Source organism: Pseudomonas sp. KH_021 (genome assembly GCF_057838865.1).
Genome location: NZ_CM174477.1, coordinates 5,894,176 through 5,913,801 on the forward strand (window position 1 = coordinate 5,894,176; position 19,626 = coordinate 5,913,801).

Consider the following 19,626-nt stretch of genomic DNA (forward strand, 5'->3'; position numbering starts at 1 on the left):
AGCTCCTACAGACCCGCGTAGGAGCCAGCCTCGGCTGCGATAGCCACACCGCGGAATATCAGGCAGACCGCAGCGCGTTCATCGCGGGCAAGCCCAGCTCCTACAGGCCCCTGTAGGAGCCAGCCTCGGCTGCGATGGCCACACCGCGAAATATCAGGCAGACCGCATCGCGGTAAAAAAGCTGTAGGAAAACTCACACAGAAAAGAGTGATAAATCGCCCGCATAACGCGCTGGCGATTTAATGGCAAATCCCCCTACTCTCCAGCATGGATTGAAGTACGGGATTTCCACAGTGAGTGATCGCAGCTATGCGGACGTAATGCTGAGGTCGATGCCGACCTTCATGCTCAGCAGGGCCATTCCCTTTCTGGGGATTTTCCTGACCTTTTCGACCGTTGCCCATCGATCACCCAATGATTTGGCTGAGTTTTCCTACACGCTTGCCATTTTTGCCGTGATCACGGCGACCACCAGCCTGACGCTGGGTGCCACCGGCAATCTTGCCGCCGAACGTGGCACCTCGATGGGCACGCTGTTTTCCAGTGGGCTGGCCATATGCGCCGCCATGACACTCTTGGCCATAACGCTGTGCGTGAGCGTATTGTTCGCCAGCGCTCATTTGCCTGGACTACGAGCACTCTCCAACAGCCACTTCACCGCGCTCGCGCTGATTTACATCAGCTGCGTTCCATTCCTGATCCTCAACACGTTCCTTCATCTTTTCCACGAAAGTTCAGGGCACCCAGCCACCTGCTCGAAAATCCGCACTCTCGGCACATTGGCAGGCTGCGGCTACCTGGCCGGCATGGCTCACTTCGCCCACCCTGATCACTTTGCGCTTCTGGCAATGGGCTATTTCTTTATCAGCGAAGGGCTGACAACGCTGTGCCTCGTCCTGCTTTCCCAGTCCCGCCACTTGAGTTTCCAACCAATTTTCTGCAAGAAAACCACCCGCCCGCTGCTATCACTCGGCGTGCCCATTGCACTCGGGATGGCGGGCCAGAAAGTCTATTTCTATCTGTTGAACGCAAGGCTCGCGATGCTGGCAGAAGGGCTGGTCGCGCAACTTGCTGTCTTCATGCTGGTCAGCGGCTTGCTGATGATTCCATTCCTCGCCTTCAACCAAGTGCATAGCCTGTATGTAAGCGAACGACCCGCGCCAAAAAATGCCGCCTACCTGCGCGGGTTCATCGGCACAACAATGCTCATGGGCATGATCGCAGGGCTGGTGTGGTGGATTGAAGAAGACATTTTCCAACTGGCCGGTGCGGGCGTCCTTCAAACCCACGAAAACATCTACCCCGTGCTGATGTTCGTTATTGGCTCAAGCGCCTTGCAGGCACTGACGATGGCGCATCTGCGCGCGATGAAACAAACTTTGCTGCCCCACGTGATGATCAATCTCATCTTGCTGGGCTTGCTGCCTGTTATTTATTACTACAGCCCAGCATCCACCCCCAGGCTGGGTGACTTTTTGTACCTGCAAGGCTTGGCGACGTTAACTGGAATCGTTGCTCTTCAACTTTGCATTTTTGCCAGCAAAACTCTGCCCGCCCCCCGTCTTAGGTTTTGAGAAGCAACAGAAAATGAGGTCAATTACACCCAGTCCTCAACCCGCAACCCCGGCACACGCTCAAATTCGCGCAAATTATTGGTGACCACAACCAACCCCTGCGATCGAGCGTGCCCAGCGATCATCTGGTCATATGGACCAATCGGTTTGCCATTTCTGGCCATTTCGGCGCGAAGCTGACCACTGTGAAGCGCAGCCCGCTCGTCATAGGAAAGCACCTCAAGACGAGCAGCGAAGCCCTCCACAACGGCAAGATTGCGCTCCGGCGACGCTGACTTTTCAGCGCCGTATATCAGCTCCATCAAGGTAATCGAGCTGATGCACATTTGGTGGTCATGACGCTTGAAGGCTTCGCGGACGGTTTCGGGCTTATTCTTGATGGTGAAAATACAGATGTTGGTATCGAGCATGTATTTGAGCATCAGAACCCCTCACGTTCTTGATCTGCAGGCTGCTCGCGTGCGGTCATGAAATCGGCGCTTACATTTTCGCCATCGAACCAGCTATCCCATGACTCGCCGGCCGGAGAGATGACACGAGTTCGACCAATGACGACGACATCCACTCGCGTCACCTCATCAGGCAGCGCTACCGCTTTGGGCAAACGAATAGCTTGGCTACGATTACTTTTAAATACGGCCCCCTGCTCCATGGCTCTCTCCTGCGGAAGAAATATAAGGGCGAGTTTAAAAGCACGCAGGGATATGTCAAAGGGATATACATGTTTGCCATGAGTCTCAGACAGAAGGCCATGCCCCACCTCAGTGCATCAGGCAAACCGCGGCGTGTTCATCGCGGCTAAAGCCGGCTCCTACCAGCTCGCCATCGTCCGGTAGGAGCCAGGCTTGCCTGCGATGGGGCGCACAGCGCCCCTGTCGGGCCGCATCGCAGCCTTCCGGCAGCGGCTACAGGTTTTTCGGTCCCGCACCGATGGTGCCGATTCCGGGCTTGTTCTTGGCAAAGAAGGCTCTACCCAGCCCACTTAAATCTCCCAGCCATCCATTGCACCATTCCTTCACGCCGCCAGCGGTGTAGAATCGGCCTATTCATCGCCAGTCATCCCCGGCGGGTTTATGAGCTCTGGCCGAGCGCACGGCGATCCCGCGGCGTCACCGGCTGCTTCATCCGTACCAGCGGCCATCTGCCTTCGGTACAAAGGACAAGAGAAGCTCACTCCCCTTTCTGATACCTGATTAGCCGCCAGGAGTGCTTCATGCCTGATTATCGTTCCAAAACGTCCACCCACGGCCGCAATATGGCCGGCGCTCGTGCCTTGTGGCGCGCCACCGGGATGAAGGATGCCGACTTCAAGAAGCCGATCATCGCCATCGCCAACTCGTTCACCCAGTTCGTACCCGGTCACGTTCACCTCAAAGACCTGGGTCAACTGGTTGCCCGCGAGATCGAGCGCGCCGGTGGCGTGGCCAAGGAATTCAATACCATTGCGGTCGATGACGGCATCGCCATGGGCCACGACGGCATGCTCTATTCGCTGCCAAGCCGCGAAATCATTGCCGACTCCGTGGAGTACATGGTCAACGCGCACTGCGCCGACGCCATTGTCTGCATCTCCAACTGCGACAAGATCACCCCCGGCATGCTCATGGCCGCCTTGCGCCTGAACATCCCGGTGATTTTCGTTTCCGGTGGTCCGATGGAAGCGGGCAAGACCAAGCTTGCCAGCCACGGCCTGGACCTGGTCGACGCCATGGTGATCGCCGCCGACAGCAGCGCCTCCGACGAAAAAGTCGCCGAATACGAGCGCAGCGCCTGCCCGACCTGCGGTTCGTGCTCCGGCATGTTCACCGCCAACTCGATGAACTGCCTGACCGAAGCCCTGGGCCTGGCCCTGCCGGGCAACGGTTCGACCCTGGCCACCCACAGCGACCGCGAACAGCTGTTCCTGCAGGCAGGTCGTACCATCGTCGAGCTGTGCCAGCGCTACTACGTCGAGAACGACGAGTCGGTACTGCCGCGCAATATCGCCAACTTCAAGGCGTTCGAGAACGCCATGATGCTGGACATCGCCATGGGCGGCTCGACCAACACCATCCTGCACTTGCTGGCCGCCGCCCAGGAAGCCGAGATCGATTTCGACCTGCGCGATATCGACCGTCTGTCCCGCACCGTACCGCAGCTGTGCAAGGTGGCGCCGAACATCCAGAAGTACCACATGGAAGACGTGCACCGCGCTGGCGGCATCTTCAGCATCCTCGGCTCGCTGGCCCGTGGCGGTCTGCTGCACACAGACCTGCCGACCGTGCACAGCCGCAGCATGGAAGAAGCCATCGCCAAGTGGGACATCACCCAGACCAACGATGAAGCGGTGCACCACTTCTTCAAGGCAGGCCCGGGAGGCATCCCGACCCAGACGGCGTTCAGCCAGTCGACCCGTTGGGAAACCCTGGATGATGACCGTGAGAACGGCTGCATCCGCAGCTTCGAGCATGCCTATTCGAAAGAAGGCGGCCTGGCTGTGCTGTACGGCAACATCGCCCTGGACGGCTGCGTGGTGAAAACCGCCGGCGTCGATGAGTCGATCCACGTGTTCGAAGGCAACGCCAAGATCTTCGAAAGCCAGGACAGCGCCGTGCGCGGCATTCTGGCCGACGAAGTGAAAGCCGGTGACATCGTGATCATCCGCTACGAAGGCCCGAAAGGTGGCCCGGGTATGCAGGAAATGCTGTACCCGACTTCGTACCTGAAATCCAAGGGCCTGGGCAAAGACTGCGCCCTGCTGACCGATGGCCGCTTCTCTGGTGGCACCTCGGGCCTGTCCATCGGCCACGCTTCGCCAGAAGCCGCTGCCGGCGGTGCAATTGGCCTGGTGCAGGACGGCGACAAGGTGCTGATCGACATTCCGAATCGCTCGATCAACCTGTTGGTCAGCGATGAAGAACTGGCGGCGCGCCGCATCGAACAGGACAAGAAAGGCTGGAAACCGGTCGAGAAACGTCCGCGTAAAGTAACGACGGCGTTGAAGGCCTATGCCTTGCTGGCGACCAGTGCCGACAAGGGTGCTGTGCGTAACAAGGCGATGCTGGACGGGCTGTAATCGGCTCTATCCTGTAGGAGCCAGCCTTGCCGGAGTGCCGGACCACTGCGATGGCCGCACCGCGGTATATCAGACACACCGCGTAATCTTCATCGCAGGCAAGCCTGGCTCCTACCCAAAAGCCTGGCATGCCGGGGGTCTTATTCCAAAAACATAGGACCCCATTCCATCTCGATATAAAATCGATTCTTTTCAAGCTGTTAGCATTTCCGGTTCGCAATCGCGCACAGACGCGATCAGCCTCGCTATTTCCCGGAGCAACAATGAATTTGCCGCTGTTTCTCAACCTGCTGGTGTTCCTGGCGCTTTTGCTGGGCCTGGCACAAACCGCCCGCACCTCCTGGAGCCTCGCCAAGAAAGTCTTGCTCGGCCTGGGCCTGGGTGTGCTGTTCGGGCTGGCGCTGCATGGCATCTACGGTGCCGGCAATCCGGTATTGAAGGCCACCATCGGTTGGCTGGACCTGGTCGGCAATGGCTATGTGCAGCTGTTGCAGATGATCGTCATGCCGTTGATCTTCGCCTCCATCCTCAGCGCCGTGGCGCGACTGCACAACGCTTCGTCGCTGGGCAAGATCAGTTTCCTGACCATTGGCACCTTGCTGTTTACCACCGCGATCGCCGCCCTGATCGGTATCGGCCTGACCAATCTGTTCGGCCTGACCGCCGAAGGGCTGGTGGCTGGTACGCAGGAAATGGCGCGGATGCAAACGATCCAGAGCGACTACGCCGGCAAGGTCGCCGACCTGAATATCCCGCAGTTGCTGCTGTCATTTATTCCGCAGAACCCAGTGGGTGACTTGGCCCGGGCCAAGCCTACCTCGATTATCAGCGTGGTGATTTTTGCCGCATTCCTGGGCGTGGCTGCGTTGCAGCTGCTCAAGGATGATGTGGAAAAAGGCACTCGAGTGATTAACGCTATCGACACCCTACAAGCCTGGGTGATGCGCCTGGTGCGTCTGGTGATGAAGCTCACGCCCTATGGCGTGCTGGCGTTGATGACCAAGGTGGTCGCCAGCTCCAACCTGCAAGATATCCTCAAGCTTGGCAGTTTCGTGGTGGTTTCCTACATCGGGCTGGGGCTGATGTTTGTGGTCCATGGCCTGCTGCTGGCCTTGGGCGGCGTTCACCCGCTGCGGTTTTTCCGTAAAGTCTGGCCGGTGCTGACCTTTGCCTTCACCAGCCGCTCCAGTGCCGCCAGCATTCCCCTGAGCATCGAGGCGCAAACCCGTCGCCTGGGTGTGCCGCAGGCGATTGCCAGTTTTGCTGCTTCGTTCGGTGCAACCATTGGCCAAAACGGCTGCGCCGGCTTGTACCCGGCCATGCTGGCGGTGATGGTCGCCCCTACGGTCGGCATCAACCCGCTGGACCCACTGTGGATCGCAACGCTGGTCGCCATCGTCACCTTGAGTTCTGCAGGCGTTGCCGGTGTGGGCGGAGGCGCGACTTTCGCGGCACTGATCGTGCTGCCGGCCATGGGCTTGCCGGTTTCGCTGGTGGCGCTGCTGATTTCGGTGGAACCACTGATCGACATGGGCCGCACGGCACTCAATGTCAGCGGTTCGATGACGGCCGGTACGCTGACCAGCCAGTGGATGAAGCAGACCGATCAGAGCCTGCTCAAGGCCGACGAGCACGCCGACCTGGCGCAGGCCTGATCACTTAGCAGCGGTCCCAGACCTCGAACGTGTAGGCGGGTTTACCGTCTACCGCAGGGTTTTCAACAGTCGACGTCAGTTGCCACTGGCTGGCGTCGTACTCTGGGAACCACGCGTCCCCTTCCGGCTCCAGTGCCACACGGGTCAGGTACAGGCGATCGGCCTGATCCAGCCCTTGCGCATACAACTGCGCACCGCCAATCAACATCACTTCGCTGACGCCCTGCTCGCCTGCCCAGGCGTTGGCGCGAGTGATGGCGGCGTCCAGCGAAGCGAACACCTCGGCACCTTCCAATTGCAGGCCCGGCTGGCGACTGACCACCAGGTTGAGCCGGCCCGGCAGCGGGCGGCCCAGCGAATCCCAGGTCTTGCGACCCATGATGATCGGCTTGCCCAGCGTGGTGGCCTTGAAGTACTTGAAATCCCCCGGCAAGTGCCAGGGCATGCTGTTGTCGATGCCGATGACGCGGTTCTCGGCGAGGGCCGCGATCAGGCAGAGGGGGAGTGATTTGGTCATGGGGAGCGAGGATACCAGAGGCGCCAAAGGAGTCACTAACGTCGCGATGCGCCAGCTGGGTTATGCTTTGAGACGAACTCGCTCAATGGACTTACGCGTGACTGCACCCTCTCATCTGGACACCCTCTGGCTAACCGAAACCGTGCGCCTGCGCGAAGAGCAGGCCGGGGCACTTGAAGATCAGGAAGCCAACCGCCGCGCCCGCCACTTGGGCGGCGATCTGACTACCCGCTTGCAAAACCGAGCCCTCTGGCTCGCTGAACGCGATGGCCTGAACGCGGCTTTGCAGCACTGGAAGCAAGGCGCACGCCTGGCACTCATTGCACTGGCAATCGTGGCGGTGATCAGCGGTGCAGGCCTTGCCTTCGCGGCATTGGCCCAACAGCCGGTCAATGTATTCTGGGCACTGGGCAGTCTGCTGGGTTTGAACTGGCTGTTATTGATTAGCTGGCTGCTTGGCCTGCTGCTTGCCGGTGAACACGGCGCGACGCTGGGCCGAGTCTGGTTATGGCTGAGTGAAAAGCTTGCGCGCGATGCCCGGGCCGCTCATTTGGCACCGGCTCTGGTGCTGTTGTTGCAACGGCGCAAACTCAATCGCTGGCTGCTCGGCTCATTGGTGCACGGCTTGTGGTTGCTGGCCCTGTGCAGCGCCTTGGTCGTCATGCTGATGTTGCTGGCCACGCGGCGCTATGGCTTTGTCTGGGAAACCACCATTCTAGGCGCCGACACGTTTGTCGCCTTGACCCAAGCCTTGGGCGCCCTGCCCGCCTTGCTCGGCTTCAGCCTGCCAGACCCCGACATGATCCGCGCCAGCGGCGATGGGGTGCAGGTGCTCGACAGTGCCCGGCAAACCTGGGCCGGCTGGTTGATGGGCGTGCTGCTGGTCTATGGCATTGTCCCGCGCTTGCTATTGGCTGCCCTGTGCCTATGGCGCTGGCGCAGCGGTCGGGCCGGGCTTGAACTGGACGCGAAGTTGCCCGGCTACAGCCATCTGCGGGAAGCCTTGATGCCCAGCAGTGAGCGGCTCGGGGTCAGCGATGCCGCGCCCGATCAACTGCATCAGGTGCCGCCGGCCGTGGCCCATGAAGCCAGTAATGGCGCCTTGCTGGTCGGTCTGGAACTGGACGACCGGCAACCCTGGCCGCCCGCCCTGCCCGCCTCGATCAAGGATGCCGGTGTGCTCGACAGCCGTGAGTCGCGCCGCCGACTGCTGGAGCAAATGACCCGATTCCCGCCTGCACGCCTGGCGATTGCCTGCGATCCACGTCGCTCTCCAGACCGGGGCAGCCTCGCCTTGATCAGCGAACTGGCACGCTGCGCCGGGGCCACCCGGGTCTGGCTGATGCAGCCGCCACCGGGCCAAATTCTGGATGGAGAGCGCCTCGGTGATTGGCACGATGCACTGAAAACGCTGGCACTCGAGACCCGCGATACGTCACCCATGACCTGGCTGGAGACTGGCCATGATTAAACTCGCCGTGGTCGGCCACACCAATGTCGGCAAAACGTCGTTGCTGCGCACACTCACCCGCGATACCGGCTTTGGCGAAGTCTCTCACCGGCCCAGCACCACCCGCCATGTCGAAGGCGCGCGGCTGTCGGTCGACGGCGTGGCGCTGCTGGAGTTGTACGACACACCGGGCCTTGAAGACGCCATCGCCCTGCTCGATTACCTCGAAAACCTCGAACGCCCCGGCGAACGCCTGGACGGCCCGGCGCGGCTCGAACGCTTTCTGCAGGGCAGCGAAGCCCGCCAGCGCTTCGAACAGGAAGCCAAAGTGTTGCGCCAGCTGCTGACCTGCGATGCCGGTTTATACGTGATCGATGCCCGTGAGCCGGTGCTGTCCAAATACAGGGACGAACTGGAGGTGCTGGCCGGTTGTGGCAAGCCCCTGTTGCCGGTGCTCAACTTCGTTGCCAGCAGCGATCACCGTGAAGCCGATTGGCGTGAAGCCTTGGCCCGCCTGGGCCTGCATGCGCTGGTGCGATTCGACAGCGTGGCACCGCCAGAGGATGGCGAGCAGCGTTTGTATGAGAGTTTGGCCCTGTTGCTGGAAGGGTCGCGCGCCAGCCTGCAAAAACTGTTGGACGACCAACAGGCTCAACGGCAAGCGCGCCGACAGAGCGCTGTCCATCTGATCGCCGAACTGTTGCTCGATTGTGCCGCCTACCGGCGCAGCGTCGCCAGCGAGCCACAACAGGAAGCAGCGGCCATCGCCGAGCTTCATCAGGCCGTGCGCCAACGCGAGCAGCGCTGCGTCGAGGCGCTGCTCAAACTCTATGCCTTTCGGCTTCAAGACGCATCGGCCAGTGACCTGCCCTTGTTGGATGGCCGCTGGGGAGACGACTTGTTCAACCCCGAAACCCTCAAGCAGCTGGGTGTTCGGGTCGGTGGCGGGATCGCCGCAGGCGCAGCAGCGGGTGCAGGCGTGGATTTACTGGTGGGTGGGCTGACACTGGGGGCCGCCGCACTGGCAGGAGCGCTGGCCGGTGGCGCCTTGCAAACCGCGCGCAGTTACGGCGGGCGCTTGCTGGGCAAGCTCAAGGGCCAGCGCGAGCTGACGGTGGATGACAATGTGCTGCGTTTGCTGGCATTGCGTCAGCGCCAACTGCTTGAGGCACTGGAGCGACGCGGCCACGCCGCCCAGGACAGCATCAAGGTGGCAGCGCCAACCGATAAAAGCTGGCGCGAGGGCAAGTTGCCCGAGGCCCTGAACAAGGCCCGGGCCCACCCGCAGTGGTCATCGCTCAACCCCCATACGCGGCTTGGCCAGGCGGAACGTCAGGAACAACTGCAGCTGCTCGCCTCGCAGCTATGAGGGTTACAACTCGTCGTGGGTCATGTGGGAAAACTCGACGATGTAGCCACGCAACGCTTTGAAGACATGCCCCGGCACTTGGCTGCGAAATTTTTCGACTTCGGCCAGCGTTTGCGTACATGCCTCGACCAGCTCCTGCTTTTCCCGAGCGATGTAGCGGCTGTCACTGAGCAATTTTTTGTACGCAGCGTATGTGTAGGGTTCGCCCTGCGTGGCGATGGCCTCGCCATATCGGCTGTGGGCCCGCAGCACACCGTCGCGCAATACGCCAAATCCGCGCTCATACAGCAATATCTGCGAGCCGTTCACATTTTTGGCGGCCTCTTCAAACGCCCGCATGATCGCCAGCGCATTATTGACGCTGACCTGAATGGCCGCGCGGTCGACAAAGCGCTCAAGCTCATCCTGCTTAAGGCTTTGCAGCGCTCGATTGATGGTCGACAGGTGCGTGAACACTTTGGTGCAAGCCATCAAGTGCACTTCGAATTGATACCCAGCTCCGACGGCGTAGGACGGGAAACTCGCAAAATCGAGAGAGTCGAAGGCGCATTCCATGATGATGTTGTATTTGTGCGCGAACGCTTGGTTGAAGATCTTGCCGCAAACTTCCTTGACGAACTGTTCGGTGTGCTCGTAGGCATACAGCACACCCTTGGCACGCATATTCGCGTAGTCCGGGTGGTAGGTACGATAGCTGGGTAGGTACAAGCGAACGTAGTTTCGGTAGTGACCGGTCGGCAGCAGCGTTTTTTCCAGCAAGGTGGATTTACCCGCGCCCTGCAGGCCGGCGACCACCAGTATTTTTGGCACGCTTTCGCTGTGAATGCCTTCGAACAGGTGGGCGGAGATGCGCTCGAAAGCGGTTTCAACATCCTGGGCGGCGTAGGGATGAAGTTGAGGGTCTGGCATGAGTTGATGTCCTATCAATTGCATGGCGTCCTGCCATGTGCGCACGAGTATGCGCACTTGCACTTAAAGCGCTTCGACGCGTTTGTTCAAGCCCCAATTTTTGACAAAAAAATACCCCGCAAGCCGTGAGAGCAACGGGGTACAGAAGGAGCGAACCGCACGCCATTCGTTAGGTGACCAAACCGTCAGAATGCTCGTTGAGGGCCAGTTTGCACAGTGTTTGGCCCACCGACTTGGCTGAAAACGACGTCTTTATAGCCATCTCTGACATTTGCCCATTTAGCCCTTGCCGTGGCTTTCGAGCGCTTACAGAATCGAAACACGATGACACTTCTGAACGCCCTTGAAGAAGGATTGCGACCATGATGCATGCGGATTTGATTGACCAGGAAGACCTGCTGGGAAAACTGCGGGCCCTGGGTTTCGAGATGCCAGCCGGCGCGACTGCCGAGCAGGCTTGCGAGTGTGCAGTACGCGGCTTGAGCGAGGACCGGGTCAAGGCCTTGGGCGGGATGGTTGAGCAGATGTTCAAGGGCAACGCGACGATTCTGCCAGCGGTGCGCCAGGCGATAGACAAGCAGCTGCTACCGGCGCTGGCGCAGTTCAAGGCCAGCACCATCTGACGCTTCATGTGGGAGCTGGCTTGCCAGCGAATTGCCGCGACGCGGTGTGTCTGAGATACCGCGGTGAATCTATTCGCTGGCGGGCCAGCTCCCACACAAAGCCCAAAGCCCAAAGCCTACAAAGTTCACAATGCCCAGAAAGTCGGTGCCCACAACAGGCAGGGTTATAGCCGCACGCTAGCAAAGGTCGATTCGTTGCGCGCCTGGCTCAGGGCCGACATCGGGCCGGACAACGGCGACAGCACCAGCGCCTGCGGAATCGGCATCATGGCCACTTGCTGTGCGGTGTTGGAGCCCACCCGCTCGTCACGCGGTGGAATGCCGAAGTATTCGCGGTAGCACTTGGAAAAGTGCGGCGTCGACACAAAACCGCACACCGAGGCCACTTCGATGATCGACATGGGCGTTTGCTTGAGCAACTGGCGGGCACGAATGAGGCGCAGCTTGAGGTAATAGCGCGACGGTGAGCAGTGCAGGTATTTCTGGAACAACCGCTCGAGTTGGCGACGCGATACCGCGACGTAGACCGCCAGTTCGTCCAGGTCGATGGGCTCTTCCAGGTTGGCCTCCATCAGCGCCACGATTTCCTGAAGCTTGGGCTGGTTGGTGCCCAGCATGTGTTTGAGCGGCACGCGCTGGTGGTCCTGCTCGTTACGGATGCGCTCGTAGACGAACATCTCCGAGATCGCCGCCGACAATTCGCGGCCATGATCACGGCTGATCAGGTGCAGCATCATGTCCAGCGGCGCGGTGCCCCCGGAGCTTGTGAAACGGTTACGGTCCAGGGTGAACAGGCGAGTGCTCATGGCCACACGCGGGAAGGCCTCCTGCATGGCCGCCAGGCATTCCCAGTGCACGCTGCAATCGAAACCGTCCAGCAAACCTGCACACGCCAGTGCCCAACTGCCGGTGCAGACGGCGCCCAGGCGCTTGGACTGGCGCGCCTGGCTTTGCAGCCAGGTCACGTGTTCACGGGTTACCGTGCGCTGAATACCAATGCCGCCGCAGACAATCACGGTGTCCATGGTCGGCGCCTTGTGCATCGCTGCATCCGGGGTGATCTGCAAGCCATCACTGGCCCATACCTGGCCGCCATCCACACTCAAGGTCGTCCAACGATACAACTCACGCCCCGACAACTGGTTGGCCATGCGCAGCGGCTCGACGGCGGATGCCAGGGAAATCAGCGTGAAATTGTCCAATAGCAGAAAGCCGATGGATTGGGGAGTGCGGGCTTGGGGTTGAGCCCCAATAGTGGACGACGTCATTGCGGTATCTCCTCACATATAGCGGGTGATGGCCTCAGGCGCAGGCTCTTTATTATTTGCCAATCCACACAGTGGCGGGCCTTTGCAATCTCATCGCAAATCTCATGCCTAAGTTGAATGTGCATCCAACAAAACCTGAAAACGACGTGGGCGCTCCGTCTACATAGCCATTGGCCGGGGCGTGACCGATCCGCGCAAAGTGTCGCGCTAGCGCCCTTGCTCACGGGCAGTGAGCAATTCGGTAGCACTTGTGGGAAGGATGCTTGTGAGCGACAGGTTTTTTTGTCACCGACACTCACAGGTCGGTTTCGGATATTCAGCTACGGAATAAATCTACTCGATTATCGGTAGATTCCGTGCGCCAAAACGGCGCGCCGTGTGCGATCACGGCGCAGTGTTCAGCATTCGATGGCGCTGACCGCGAGGCCTCCGCGGGAGGTCTCCTTGTACTTGTCGTGCATGTCGGCGCCCGTGTCGCGCATGGTACGGATCACCCTGTCCAGCGAAATGAAGTGCTGGCCGTCTCCGCGCAGGGCCATTTGCGCGGCGTTGATCGCCTTCACCGCGGCGATGGCGTTACGCTCGATGCACGGCACCTGAACCAGCCCACCGACCGGGTCGCAGGTCAGCCCCAGGTTGTGTTCAAGGCCAATTTCGGCGGCGTTTTCCAACTGCTCGGGCGTCGCGCCCAATATTTCAGCCAACCCGGCCGCCGCCATGGCGCAGGCGGAGCCCACTTCTCCCTGGCAGCCCACCTCGGCACCGGAGATAGAAGCGTTTTTCTTGCACAAGATGCCCACGGCCGCCGCTGCCAGGAAGTAATCCACGACGTTGGCTTCGCTGACCTCATCACTGAACTTCATATAGTAGTGCAGCACTGCCGGGATAATCCCCGCCGCGCCGTTGGTAGGGGCCGTTACCATGCGCCCGCCCGCTGCGTTTTCTTCGTTGACCGCCAGGGCGAACAGGTTGACCCACTCCATGGCGCTCAAGGTTGAGCCGATCACGTTGGGCTTGTTCAATTCCTGCAGGCTGCGGTGCAGTTTTGCCGCGCGCCGCCGCACGTTCAGGCCACCGGGCAGGATGCCTTCGTGCTTGAGGCCCTGTTCGACGCAGTCCTGCATGGCGCGCCAGAGCTTGAGCAGCCCTGCGCGGATCTCGGCCTCGCTGCGCCACACTTTCTCGTTGGCCATCATCAATTCCGACACGCGCATACCATGGCGCTCACAGAGCTCAAGCAATTCCACGGCGGTGTTGAAATCGTAAGGCAACTCGGTGGTGTCCGAATCCAGCACACCACTGGCCGCCTGGGCGGCGTCGACGACAAAGCCGCCGCCGACCGAGTAATAAGTATCGCGATGTATCTCGCCCTGCTCGCCCTCGGCGATCAGGGTCATGGCGTTGGGGTGATACGGCAGGTTCTCATCCAGCAGCAGCATGTCGCGCTGCCAGATAAAGGGGATTGGCAGCCGGCCGGCCAGTTGCAGCGTATCGGTTTCACGCAAGGTAGCGATGTGCAGGCTGATCAGGCGCGGATCGATTGCGTCTGGCCATTCCCCCATCAGGCCCATGATCACGGCGTTGTCGCTGCCGTGGCCAATACCGGTGGCCGAGAGAGAGCCATACAAGCGAACCTCCACACGCCTCACATGGGCAAGCTCGCCACGCTCGCCAAGCCCCTGGACAAACAGCGCCGCGGCCCGCATGGGGCCAACCGTGTGGGAACTGGACGGGCCGATACCGATCTTGAACAGGTCAAAAACACTGATGGCCATACCGCCAACCTCCTCCAATTGCAGACTTCGGGCACCGTCGGTGACCGATGGCGGAGCTGCTACGCTGAAGCTGCAATCCGCCGGATGCGCGAATCATCAGGCTTTTGAGGCTGTCATTGACGTCTGCAACCGACGCACTCTTGTCCAGCAACGCCGCCACCTGAAAGCGACGTTTTCAGGCTGTGCTCAGGCCTTCAACGCCTCCGTCAAATCGCGTCCAAAGGGGGTATCGAATCTGTAAGCGACCTCACCGACACTGGATGCGACCCTAGCAGTACTGGTTACGACCCACCCTGTAGGCGTTTGAATTTCGCTGTTACATGATCGTTATCGACTCGATTGCAAAGGCGCTTGCCCAACCGGTGGCCAAGCGTCCGGCTCAGCCAACTGCAACCCAATAAGCGCGGCAGCCTTACAAGACCGCCGACACTGCACACCAGGAGTCCACCATGAATGCTTCACCCCCGCTGTTGCTGGCCGTCGCAATGAGTTTGCCGCTGCTGGCACAGGCCGCGGAACCGGCCCAATGCTCCACCGTGAACTTCTCCGATGTGGGCTGGACCGACATTACCGTCACCACGGCGGTGACCAGCGTGGTCCTCGAGTCGCTCGGCTACAAAACCCGCACCACCATGATTTCCGTACCGGTGACCTACAAGTCGCTGGCCGATGGCAAGAACATGGACATCTTCCTCGGCAACTGGATGCCGACCATGGAAAACGACATCAAGCAGTACCGCGATGCCGGCACCGTGGACACCGTGCGCGCTAACCTTGAGAACGCCAAGTACACCCTCGCCGTCTCGCAGGAGCTCTATGACAAAGGCCTGAAGGATTTCGCCGACATCGCCAAGTTCAAGAAAGAGCTGGACGGCAAGATCTACGGCATCGAGCCTGGCAATGACGGCAATCGCATGATTCAGAGCATGATCGACAAGAACGCCTTCGGTTTGAAAGACGCAGGCTTCAAGGTGGTCGAGTCCAGTGAAGCGGGGATGCTTTCGCAAGTCGATCGCGCCCAGCGGCGCGAAAATGCGGTGGTGTTCCTGGGCTGGGAACCGCACCCGATGAACACCCGCTTCAAAATCCAATACCTCACCGGTGGCGATGATTTCTTCGGCCCCAACTACGGCCAGGCCACGGTCTACACCAACACCCGCAAGGGTTACACCGAGGAATGCAGCAACGTAGGCCAGTTGCTGAAAAACCTCTCCTTTACCCTGCCGATGGAAAGCTCGCTAATGGGCAATGTCCTGGACGACAAAATGAAGCCCGAGGCTGCCGCCAAAGCGTGGCTGAAAAACAACCCGCAAGTGCTCGACACCTGGCTCGCCGGGGTCACCACTATTGACGGCAAACCGGGCCTTGCGGCTGCCAAGGCCAAGCTCACGCAGTAATCACTGACGCCCGGCGCAGGCTTCTGCGCCGGGCGTCGTAATCACAGTTTGCATGGGGACGCTCGCTATCATGCTGATCGATCAAAAAATCCCACTGGGTCAGTACATCGCAGGATTCGTGGAATGGCTGACGCAACACGGCGCCAACTATTTCGACGCCTTCGCCGAAGCTCTGGAGTTCATGATTCACGGCGTGACAGGCGCCCTGACCTGGTTCAACCCCTTCGTTCTGATCGGCCTGATAGCCGCCATTGCCCACCTGATCCAGCGTAAATGGGCGCTCACCGCCTTTTGCGCGCTATCGTTCCTTTTAATTCTCAATCTCGGTTACTGGCAGGAGACCATGGAAACCCTTGCCCAGGTGCTGTTCGCCACAATGGTCTGCGTGGCCATTGGCGTGCCGCTGGGCATCGTGGCTGCGCACAAACCGATGTTCTATACCGTGCTGCGCCCGGTGCTAGACTTGATGCAGACGGTGCCGACCTTCGTGTACCTGATCCCTACCCTGACCCTGTTCGGCCTGGGTGTGGTGCCGGGGCTGATCTCGACGGTGGTGTTCGCCATCGCCGCACCGATTCGCCTGACTTACCTGGGCATCTGTGATGTGCCCCAGGAGCTGCTCGACGCCGGCAAGGCCTTCGGCTGCTCGCGTCGCCAACTGCTCTCGCGTATCGAACTGCCCCACGCCATGCCGAGCATCGCCGCCGGTGTGACCCAATGCATCATGCTGTCGCTGTCGATGGTGGTGATTGCCGCGCTGGTCGGTGCCGATGGCTTGGGCAAACCTGTGGTCAATGCACTGAACACTGCTGATATCTCACTGGGCTTCGAAGCAGGCCTTGCGATTGTACTGCTGGCGATCATGCTCGACCGTATCTGCAAACAACCCGACCTGCCAGTAAGGGGTGACGCATGAGCATAATTCGCTTCGACCAGGTAGACGTAATCTTCACCAAATCCCCGCGTGAGGCACTCGCGCTGCTGGACCAAGGCCTGACGCGCGACCAGATCCTGAAAAAAACCGGCCTGGTGGTCGGCGTTGAAAAAGCCAGCCTGGATATCAATAAAGGCGAGATCTGCGTGCTGATGGGACTGTCCGGCTCGGGCAAATCCAGCCTGCTGCGCTGCATCAACGGCCTGAACACTGTCAGTCGTGGCAAGCTGTTCATCGAACATGAAGGCTCGCAAATCGACATCGCCTCGTGCACAGCGGCGGAGCTTAAAATGATGCGCACCAAGCGCATCGCCATGGTGTTCCAAAAGTTCGCCCTGATGCCTTGGTTGACGGTGCGGGAAAACATCAGCTTCGGCCTGGAGATGCAGGGCCGGCCAGAGAAAGAGCGGCGCAAGCTGGTGGACGAAAAGCTGGAGCTGGTGGGCCTGACCCAATGGCGCAACAAGAAACCCGACGAGCTGTCTGGCGGTATGCAGCAACGGGTCGGCCTGGCCCGCGCGCTGGCCATGGACGCCGACATCCTGTTGATGGACGAACCCTTCTCGGCCCTCGACCCCTTGATCCGCCAGGGCCTGCAGGACGAGCTGCTGGAGCTGCAACGCAAGCTGGCCAAGACCATCGTGTTCGTCAGCCACGACCTTGATGAGGCGCTCAAGCTGGGCAGCCGCATCGCGATCATGAAAGACGGCAAGATCATTCAGTACAGCAAGCCTGAAGACATCGTCCTCAACCCGGCCGATGACTATGTGCGAACCTTCGTCGCCCACACCAACCCACTGAACGTACTGTGCGGTCGCAGCCTGATGCGCACCCTGGACAACTGCAAACGCATCAACGGTTCGGTGTGCCTGGATCCGAGCGGTGATTCCTGGCTGGACCTGGCCGAAGGCAACACCATCAAGGGCGCCCGCCAAGGTGTCGCCAGCCTCGACCTGCAGAGCTGGGTGCCTGGCCAAGCGGTTGAAGCGCTTGAGCGCCGGCCGACCATCGTCGGGGCCAATATCGGCATGCGCGAAGCGCTGCAGATCCGTTACCAGACCGGTAACAAGCTGGTGCTGCAGGAAGACAATCGAGTGGTCGGGATTCTCGGCGACAGCGAGTTGTATCACGCACTGCTAGGCAAAAACCTGGGCTGATACTGTGGGTGATCACCTGTCCGACCGCGGCGCCTGCATCGCAAGCAAGCTTGGCTCCTACAGGCGATGAAAAACCTGTAGGAGCCGGACTCACAACTTGGCGATCGATACCTCGGTGGATTTTACGAAGGCGATCACTTCGCTACCCACCACCAATTCCAACTCCTTGACCGAACGGGTGGTGATGACTGACGTCACGACACCGGAGGCGGTCTGCACGTCAATTTCCGACAGTACCGGGCCTTCGAGGATTTCTTTCACGGTGCCTTTGAACTGGTTGCGGACGTTGATGGCTTTAATGGTCATGGTCTTGATTCCTTAGTAAGAACAGAGGTCAGTGAGCCCAACGCAATTGCGCAGGCAAGGGTGCTACAGGTTCAGGGGTCGGGGGCGTGCCTGGCAGGGCCAGGACACGCTGCAACACTTGGCTTTCCAGCGCCGCCAGGCGATGCGAGCCACGGGCTCGCGGGCGTGGCAGATCGACCAGCACATCCAGGCCGACCTGGCCGTCTTCAATCAGAATCACTCGGTCCGCCACGGCAACGGCTTCGCTGACGTCGTGGGTGACCAGCAGCACGGTGAAGCCATGCTGCTGCCAGAGTCGCTCGATCAATTGCTGCATTTCGATCCGAGTCAGCGCATCGAGGGCGCCCAGCGGTTCATCCAAAAGCAACAGCCGCGGTTTGTGGATCAAGGCGCGGGCCAGCGCCACCCGCTGTTTCTGGCCACCGGACAACGCGGCCGGCCATTCATTGGCACGCTCGGCCAGGCCAACCGCTTCCAGTGCTTGCAACGCCTGCGGGCGCCAGTTGCCGGTCAGGCCCAGGCCCACGTTGTCGATGATTTTTTTCCACGGCAGCAGCCGCGCTTCCTGAAACATCAAGCGTGTTTCGTCGCGGGCTTGGCCCAGCGGCGCGGAACCTGCCAGCAGTTGACCGGCGCTGGGTTGATCCAGGCCCGCGAGCAAGCGCAGCAGGGTGCTCTTGCCGCAGCCGCTGCGACCGACGATGGCCACGAACTGACCGGCCGGAATATGCAGGTCGATATCACGCAACACGGTTCGCTCACCGAACGCCTTGTGCAGCTTGCGCACGGCCAACGGGACGCCGCGCAACAGATGCCGCGGTTGTTCCTTGAAGGCGGTCATGCCGCACCTCCCTTGACTTGATAAGCCGGATGCCAGCGCAACCAGACACGTTCAAGACCGCGCGCGGCGAGGTCAGCCAGCTTGCCGAGCACCGCATAAAGCATGATGGCCAGCACCACCACGTCAGTCTGCAAAAATTCCCGGGCATTCATTGCCAGGTAGCCGATACCGGCATTGGCCGAGATGGTTTCCGCCACGATCAGCGTCAGCCACATGAACCCCAGGGCAAAGCGCACGCCGACCAGAATCGACGGCAAGGCACCGGGCAGGATGACCTGGCGAAACAGGCCGTACCCGGACAGGCCGTAGTTACGCGCCATTTCCACCAGCGCCGGGTCGACGTTGCGGATGCCGTGGTAAGTGTTGAGGTAGATCGGGAACAACGTGCCCAAGGCCACCAGGAAAATCTTTGCCGACTCATCGATGCCGAACCACAGGATCACCAACGGGATCAACGCCAGGTGCGGCACGTTACGGATCATCTGCACAGAGCTGTCGAGCAGGCGTTCGCCCCACCTCGACAGGCCAGTGATAAAGCCCAGTGCCAGACCGATACCGCCACCGATCAGAAAGCCGATGCCGGCACGCCATCCGCTAATGGCCAGGTGTTTCCAGATCTCGCCGCTGCGCACCAGCTCCACACCCGCTGCCAGTACGGCGCTGGGGGCGGGCAAGATGCGGGTGGACAGCCAGCCGGCGCTCACCGCCAGTTGCCAGATCGCCAGCAGCAGTACCGGCAATGCCCAGGGCGCCAGCTTGTGCACGACTTTGTTCGAAATAGCACTCATGGGCCTGT

The 19,626-nt window shown here is 60.3% G+C and carries 18 protein-coding genes; 9 read left to right on the top strand and 9 right to left on the bottom strand.

Annotated features, from left to right (window positions below):
- Positions 1–293 precede the first annotated feature (293 nt).
- On the top strand, positions 294–1,574 hold the full coding sequence (locus tag AC3IX4_RS27105) for a hypothetical protein (protein ID WP_489258371.1): 1,281 nt from the start codon (positions 294–296) through the stop codon (positions 1,572–1,574).
- Positions 1,575–1,597: 23 nt separating this feature from the next.
- Here AC3IX4_RS27105 and vapC read toward each other — a convergent pair whose 3' ends face one another.
- Both vapC and vapB read right to left on the bottom strand, forming a co-directional pair.
- Positions 1,598–1,996 carry a type II toxin-antitoxin system tRNA(fMet)-specific endonuclease VapC gene (gene vapC / locus AC3IX4_RS27110; RefSeq protein ID WP_489258372.1) on the bottom strand — a complete coding sequence of 133 codons (399 nt, stop codon included), beginning with the start codon at positions 1,994–1,996 and terminating at the stop codon, positions 1,598–1,600.
- On the bottom strand, positions 1,996–2,226 hold the full coding sequence (gene vapB, locus AC3IX4_RS27115) for a type II toxin-antitoxin system VapB family antitoxin (protein ID WP_489258373.1): 231 nt from the start codon (positions 2,224–2,226) through the stop codon (positions 1,996–1,998). The genes vapC and vapB overlap by 1 nt, the downstream gene beginning before the upstream one ends.
- Before the next feature lie 561 nt (positions 2,227–2,787).
- Between vapB and ilvD the strand changes: the two genes are divergently transcribed.
- Together ilvD and AC3IX4_RS27125 are read left to right on the top strand one after the other, a co-directional pair.
- Positions 2,788–4,629 (top strand): dihydroxy-acid dehydratase, encoded by a 1,842-nt coding sequence (gene ilvD, locus AC3IX4_RS27120; protein ID WP_489258374.1) that lies wholly within the window; start codon positions 2,788–2,790, stop codon positions 4,627–4,629.
- A 263-nt stretch (positions 4,630–4,892) separates the two neighbouring features.
- Complete coding sequence (locus tag AC3IX4_RS27125; RefSeq protein WP_489258375.1) at positions 4,893–6,284, top strand: L-cystine transporter; 1,392 nt, start codon at positions 4,893–4,895, stop codon at positions 6,282–6,284.
- A 4-nt stretch (positions 6,285–6,288) separates the two neighbouring features.
- On the opposite strand, the gene AC3IX4_RS27130 is transcribed toward AC3IX4_RS27125, so the two are convergent.
- Entirely contained in the window at positions 6,289–6,801 is a 513-nt protein-coding gene (locus tag AC3IX4_RS27130) for a dihydrofolate reductase (protein ID WP_489258376.1), read from the bottom strand.
- 85 nt (positions 6,802–6,886) lie between these two features.
- Here AC3IX4_RS27130 and AC3IX4_RS27135 point away from each other — a divergent pair, with 85 nt between their 5' ends.
- Positions 6,887–8,272 (top strand): DUF2868 domain-containing protein, encoded by a 1,386-nt coding sequence (locus AC3IX4_RS27135; RefSeq protein WP_489258377.1) that lies wholly within the window; start codon positions 6,887–6,889, stop codon positions 8,270–8,272.
- A complete protein-coding gene (locus tag AC3IX4_RS27140; RefSeq protein WP_489258378.1) occupies positions 8,265–9,620 on the top strand; it encodes a DUF3482 domain-containing protein in 1,356 nt (451 codons plus the stop codon). Before AC3IX4_RS27135 ends, AC3IX4_RS27140 begins: the two co-directional genes overlap by 8 nt.
- A 3-nt stretch (positions 9,621–9,623) precedes the next feature.
- Here AC3IX4_RS27140 and AC3IX4_RS27145 read toward each other — a convergent pair whose 3' ends face one another.
- Positions 9,624–10,529 carry a zeta toxin family protein gene (locus AC3IX4_RS27145; protein ID WP_489258379.1) on the bottom strand — a complete coding sequence of 302 codons (906 nt, stop codon included), beginning with the start codon at positions 10,527–10,529 and terminating at the stop codon, positions 9,624–9,626.
- Between the two features lie 362 nt (positions 10,530–10,891).
- On the opposite strand from AC3IX4_RS27145, the gene AC3IX4_RS27150 reads away from it, so the two are divergent.
- Positions 10,892–11,152 (top strand): hypothetical protein, encoded by a 261-nt coding sequence (locus AC3IX4_RS27150; protein ID WP_489258380.1) that lies wholly within the window; start codon positions 10,892–10,894, stop codon positions 11,150–11,152.
- Positions 11,153–11,316: 164 nt separating this feature from the next.
- Here the strand turns inward: AC3IX4_RS27150 and gbdR are convergent, their stop codons facing one another.
- Together gbdR and AC3IX4_RS27160 are read right to left on the bottom strand one after the other, a co-directional pair.
- Positions 11,317–12,420 carry a choline metabolism transcriptional regulator GbdR gene (gene gbdR / locus AC3IX4_RS27155; protein ID WP_489258381.1) on the bottom strand — a complete coding sequence of 368 codons (1,104 nt, stop codon included), beginning with the start codon at positions 12,418–12,420 and terminating at the stop codon, positions 11,317–11,319.
- A 398-nt stretch (positions 12,421–12,818) separates the two neighbouring features.
- Positions 12,819–14,195 (bottom strand): L-serine ammonia-lyase, encoded by a 1,377-nt coding sequence (locus tag AC3IX4_RS27160; RefSeq protein ID WP_489258382.1) that lies wholly within the window; start codon positions 14,193–14,195, stop codon positions 12,819–12,821.
- A gap of 449 nt (positions 14,196–14,644) precedes the next feature.
- Here AC3IX4_RS27160 and AC3IX4_RS27165 point away from each other — a divergent pair, with 449 nt between their 5' ends.
- The 3 genes from AC3IX4_RS27165 (at position 14,645) to choV (ending at position 17,683) form a co-directional block, all read left to right on the top strand.
- Entirely contained in the window at positions 14,645–15,592 is a 948-nt protein-coding gene (locus AC3IX4_RS27165) for a choline ABC transporter substrate-binding protein (protein ID WP_489258383.1), read from the top strand.
- Positions 15,593–15,659: 67 nt separating this feature from the next.
- A complete protein-coding gene (choW, locus tag AC3IX4_RS27170; protein ID WP_489261379.1) occupies positions 15,660–16,508 on the top strand; it encodes a choline ABC transporter permease subunit in 849 nt (282 codons plus the stop codon).
- On the top strand, positions 16,505–17,683 hold the full coding sequence (gene choV / locus AC3IX4_RS27175) for a choline ABC transporter ATP-binding protein (protein ID WP_489258384.1): 1,179 nt from the start codon (positions 16,505–16,507) through the stop codon (positions 17,681–17,683). Before choW ends, choV begins: the two co-directional genes overlap by 4 nt.
- Before the next feature lie 90 nt (positions 17,684–17,773).
- Here choV and AC3IX4_RS27180 read toward each other — a convergent pair whose 3' ends face one another.
- The 3 genes from AC3IX4_RS27180 to ssuC are packed head-to-tail and all read right to left on the bottom strand — an operon-like array spanning position 17,774 to position 19,618.
- On the bottom strand, positions 17,774–17,989 hold the full coding sequence (locus AC3IX4_RS27180) for a TOBE domain-containing protein (RefSeq protein ID WP_489258385.1): 216 nt from the start codon (positions 17,987–17,989) through the stop codon (positions 17,774–17,776).
- A 28-nt stretch (positions 17,990–18,017) separates the two neighbouring features.
- Positions 18,018–18,830 carry an aliphatic sulfonates ABC transporter ATP-binding protein gene (gene ssuB, locus AC3IX4_RS27185; protein ID WP_489258386.1) on the bottom strand — a complete coding sequence of 271 codons (813 nt, stop codon included), beginning with the start codon at positions 18,828–18,830 and terminating at the stop codon, positions 18,018–18,020.
- Complete coding sequence (gene ssuC / locus AC3IX4_RS27190; protein ID WP_489258387.1) at positions 18,827–19,618, bottom strand: aliphatic sulfonate ABC transporter permease SsuC; 792 nt, start codon at positions 19,616–19,618, stop codon at positions 18,827–18,829. Before ssuC ends, ssuB begins: the two co-directional genes overlap by 4 nt.
- Positions 19,619–19,626: the final 8 nt, after the last annotated feature.

Excerpts from the sequence above, each read along its gene's own strand:
- vapC (WP_489258372.1), bottom strand. The coding sequence starts at position 1,996 with ATGCTCAAATACATGCTCGATACCAACATCTGTATTTTCACCATCAAG.
- vapB (WP_489258373.1), bottom strand. The coding sequence starts at position 2,226 with ATGGAGCAGGGGGCCGTATTTAAAAGTAATCGTAGCCAAGCTATTCGT.
- ilvD (WP_489258374.1), top strand. The coding sequence starts at position 2,788 with ATGCCTGATTATCGTTCCAAAACGTCCACCCACGGCCGCAATATGGCC.
- AC3IX4_RS27125 (WP_489258375.1), top strand. The coding sequence starts at position 4,893 with ATGAATTTGCCGCTGTTTCTCAACCTGCTGGTGTTCCTGGCGCTTTTG.
- AC3IX4_RS27130 (WP_489258376.1), bottom strand. The coding sequence starts at position 6,801 with ATGACCAAATCACTCCCCCTCTGCCTGATCGCGGCCCTCGCCGAGAAC.
- AC3IX4_RS27135 (WP_489258377.1), top strand. The coding sequence starts at position 6,887 with ATGGACTTACGCGTGACTGCACCCTCTCATCTGGACACCCTCTGGCTA.
- AC3IX4_RS27140 (WP_489258378.1), top strand. The coding sequence starts at position 8,265 with ATGATTAAACTCGCCGTGGTCGGCCACACCAATGTCGGCAAAACGTCG.
- AC3IX4_RS27145 (WP_489258379.1), bottom strand. The coding sequence starts at position 10,529 with ATGCCAGACCCTCAACTTCATCCCTACGCCGCCCAGGATGTTGAAACC.
- AC3IX4_RS27150 (WP_489258380.1), top strand. The coding sequence starts at position 10,892 with ATGATGCATGCGGATTTGATTGACCAGGAAGACCTGCTGGGAAAACTG.
- gbdR (WP_489258381.1), bottom strand. The coding sequence starts at position 12,420 with ATGACGTCGTCCACTATTGGGGCTCAACCCCAAGCCCGCACTCCCCAA.
- AC3IX4_RS27160 (WP_489258382.1), bottom strand. The coding sequence starts at position 14,195 with ATGGCCATCAGTGTTTTTGACCTGTTCAAGATCGGTATCGGCCCGTCC.
- AC3IX4_RS27165 (WP_489258383.1), top strand. The coding sequence starts at position 14,645 with ATGAATGCTTCACCCCCGCTGTTGCTGGCCGTCGCAATGAGTTTGCCG.
- choV (WP_489258384.1), top strand. The coding sequence starts at position 16,505 with ATGAGCATAATTCGCTTCGACCAGGTAGACGTAATCTTCACCAAATCC.
- AC3IX4_RS27180 (WP_489258385.1), bottom strand. The coding sequence starts at position 17,989 with ATGACCATTAAAGCCATCAACGTCCGCAACCAGTTCAAAGGCACCGTG.
- ssuB (WP_489258386.1), bottom strand. The coding sequence starts at position 18,830 with ATGACCGCCTTCAAGGAACAACCGCGGCATCTGTTGCGCGGCGTCCCG.
- ssuC (WP_489258387.1), bottom strand. The coding sequence starts at position 19,618 with ATGAGTGCTATTTCGAACAAAGTCGTGCACAAGCTGGCGCCCTGGGCA.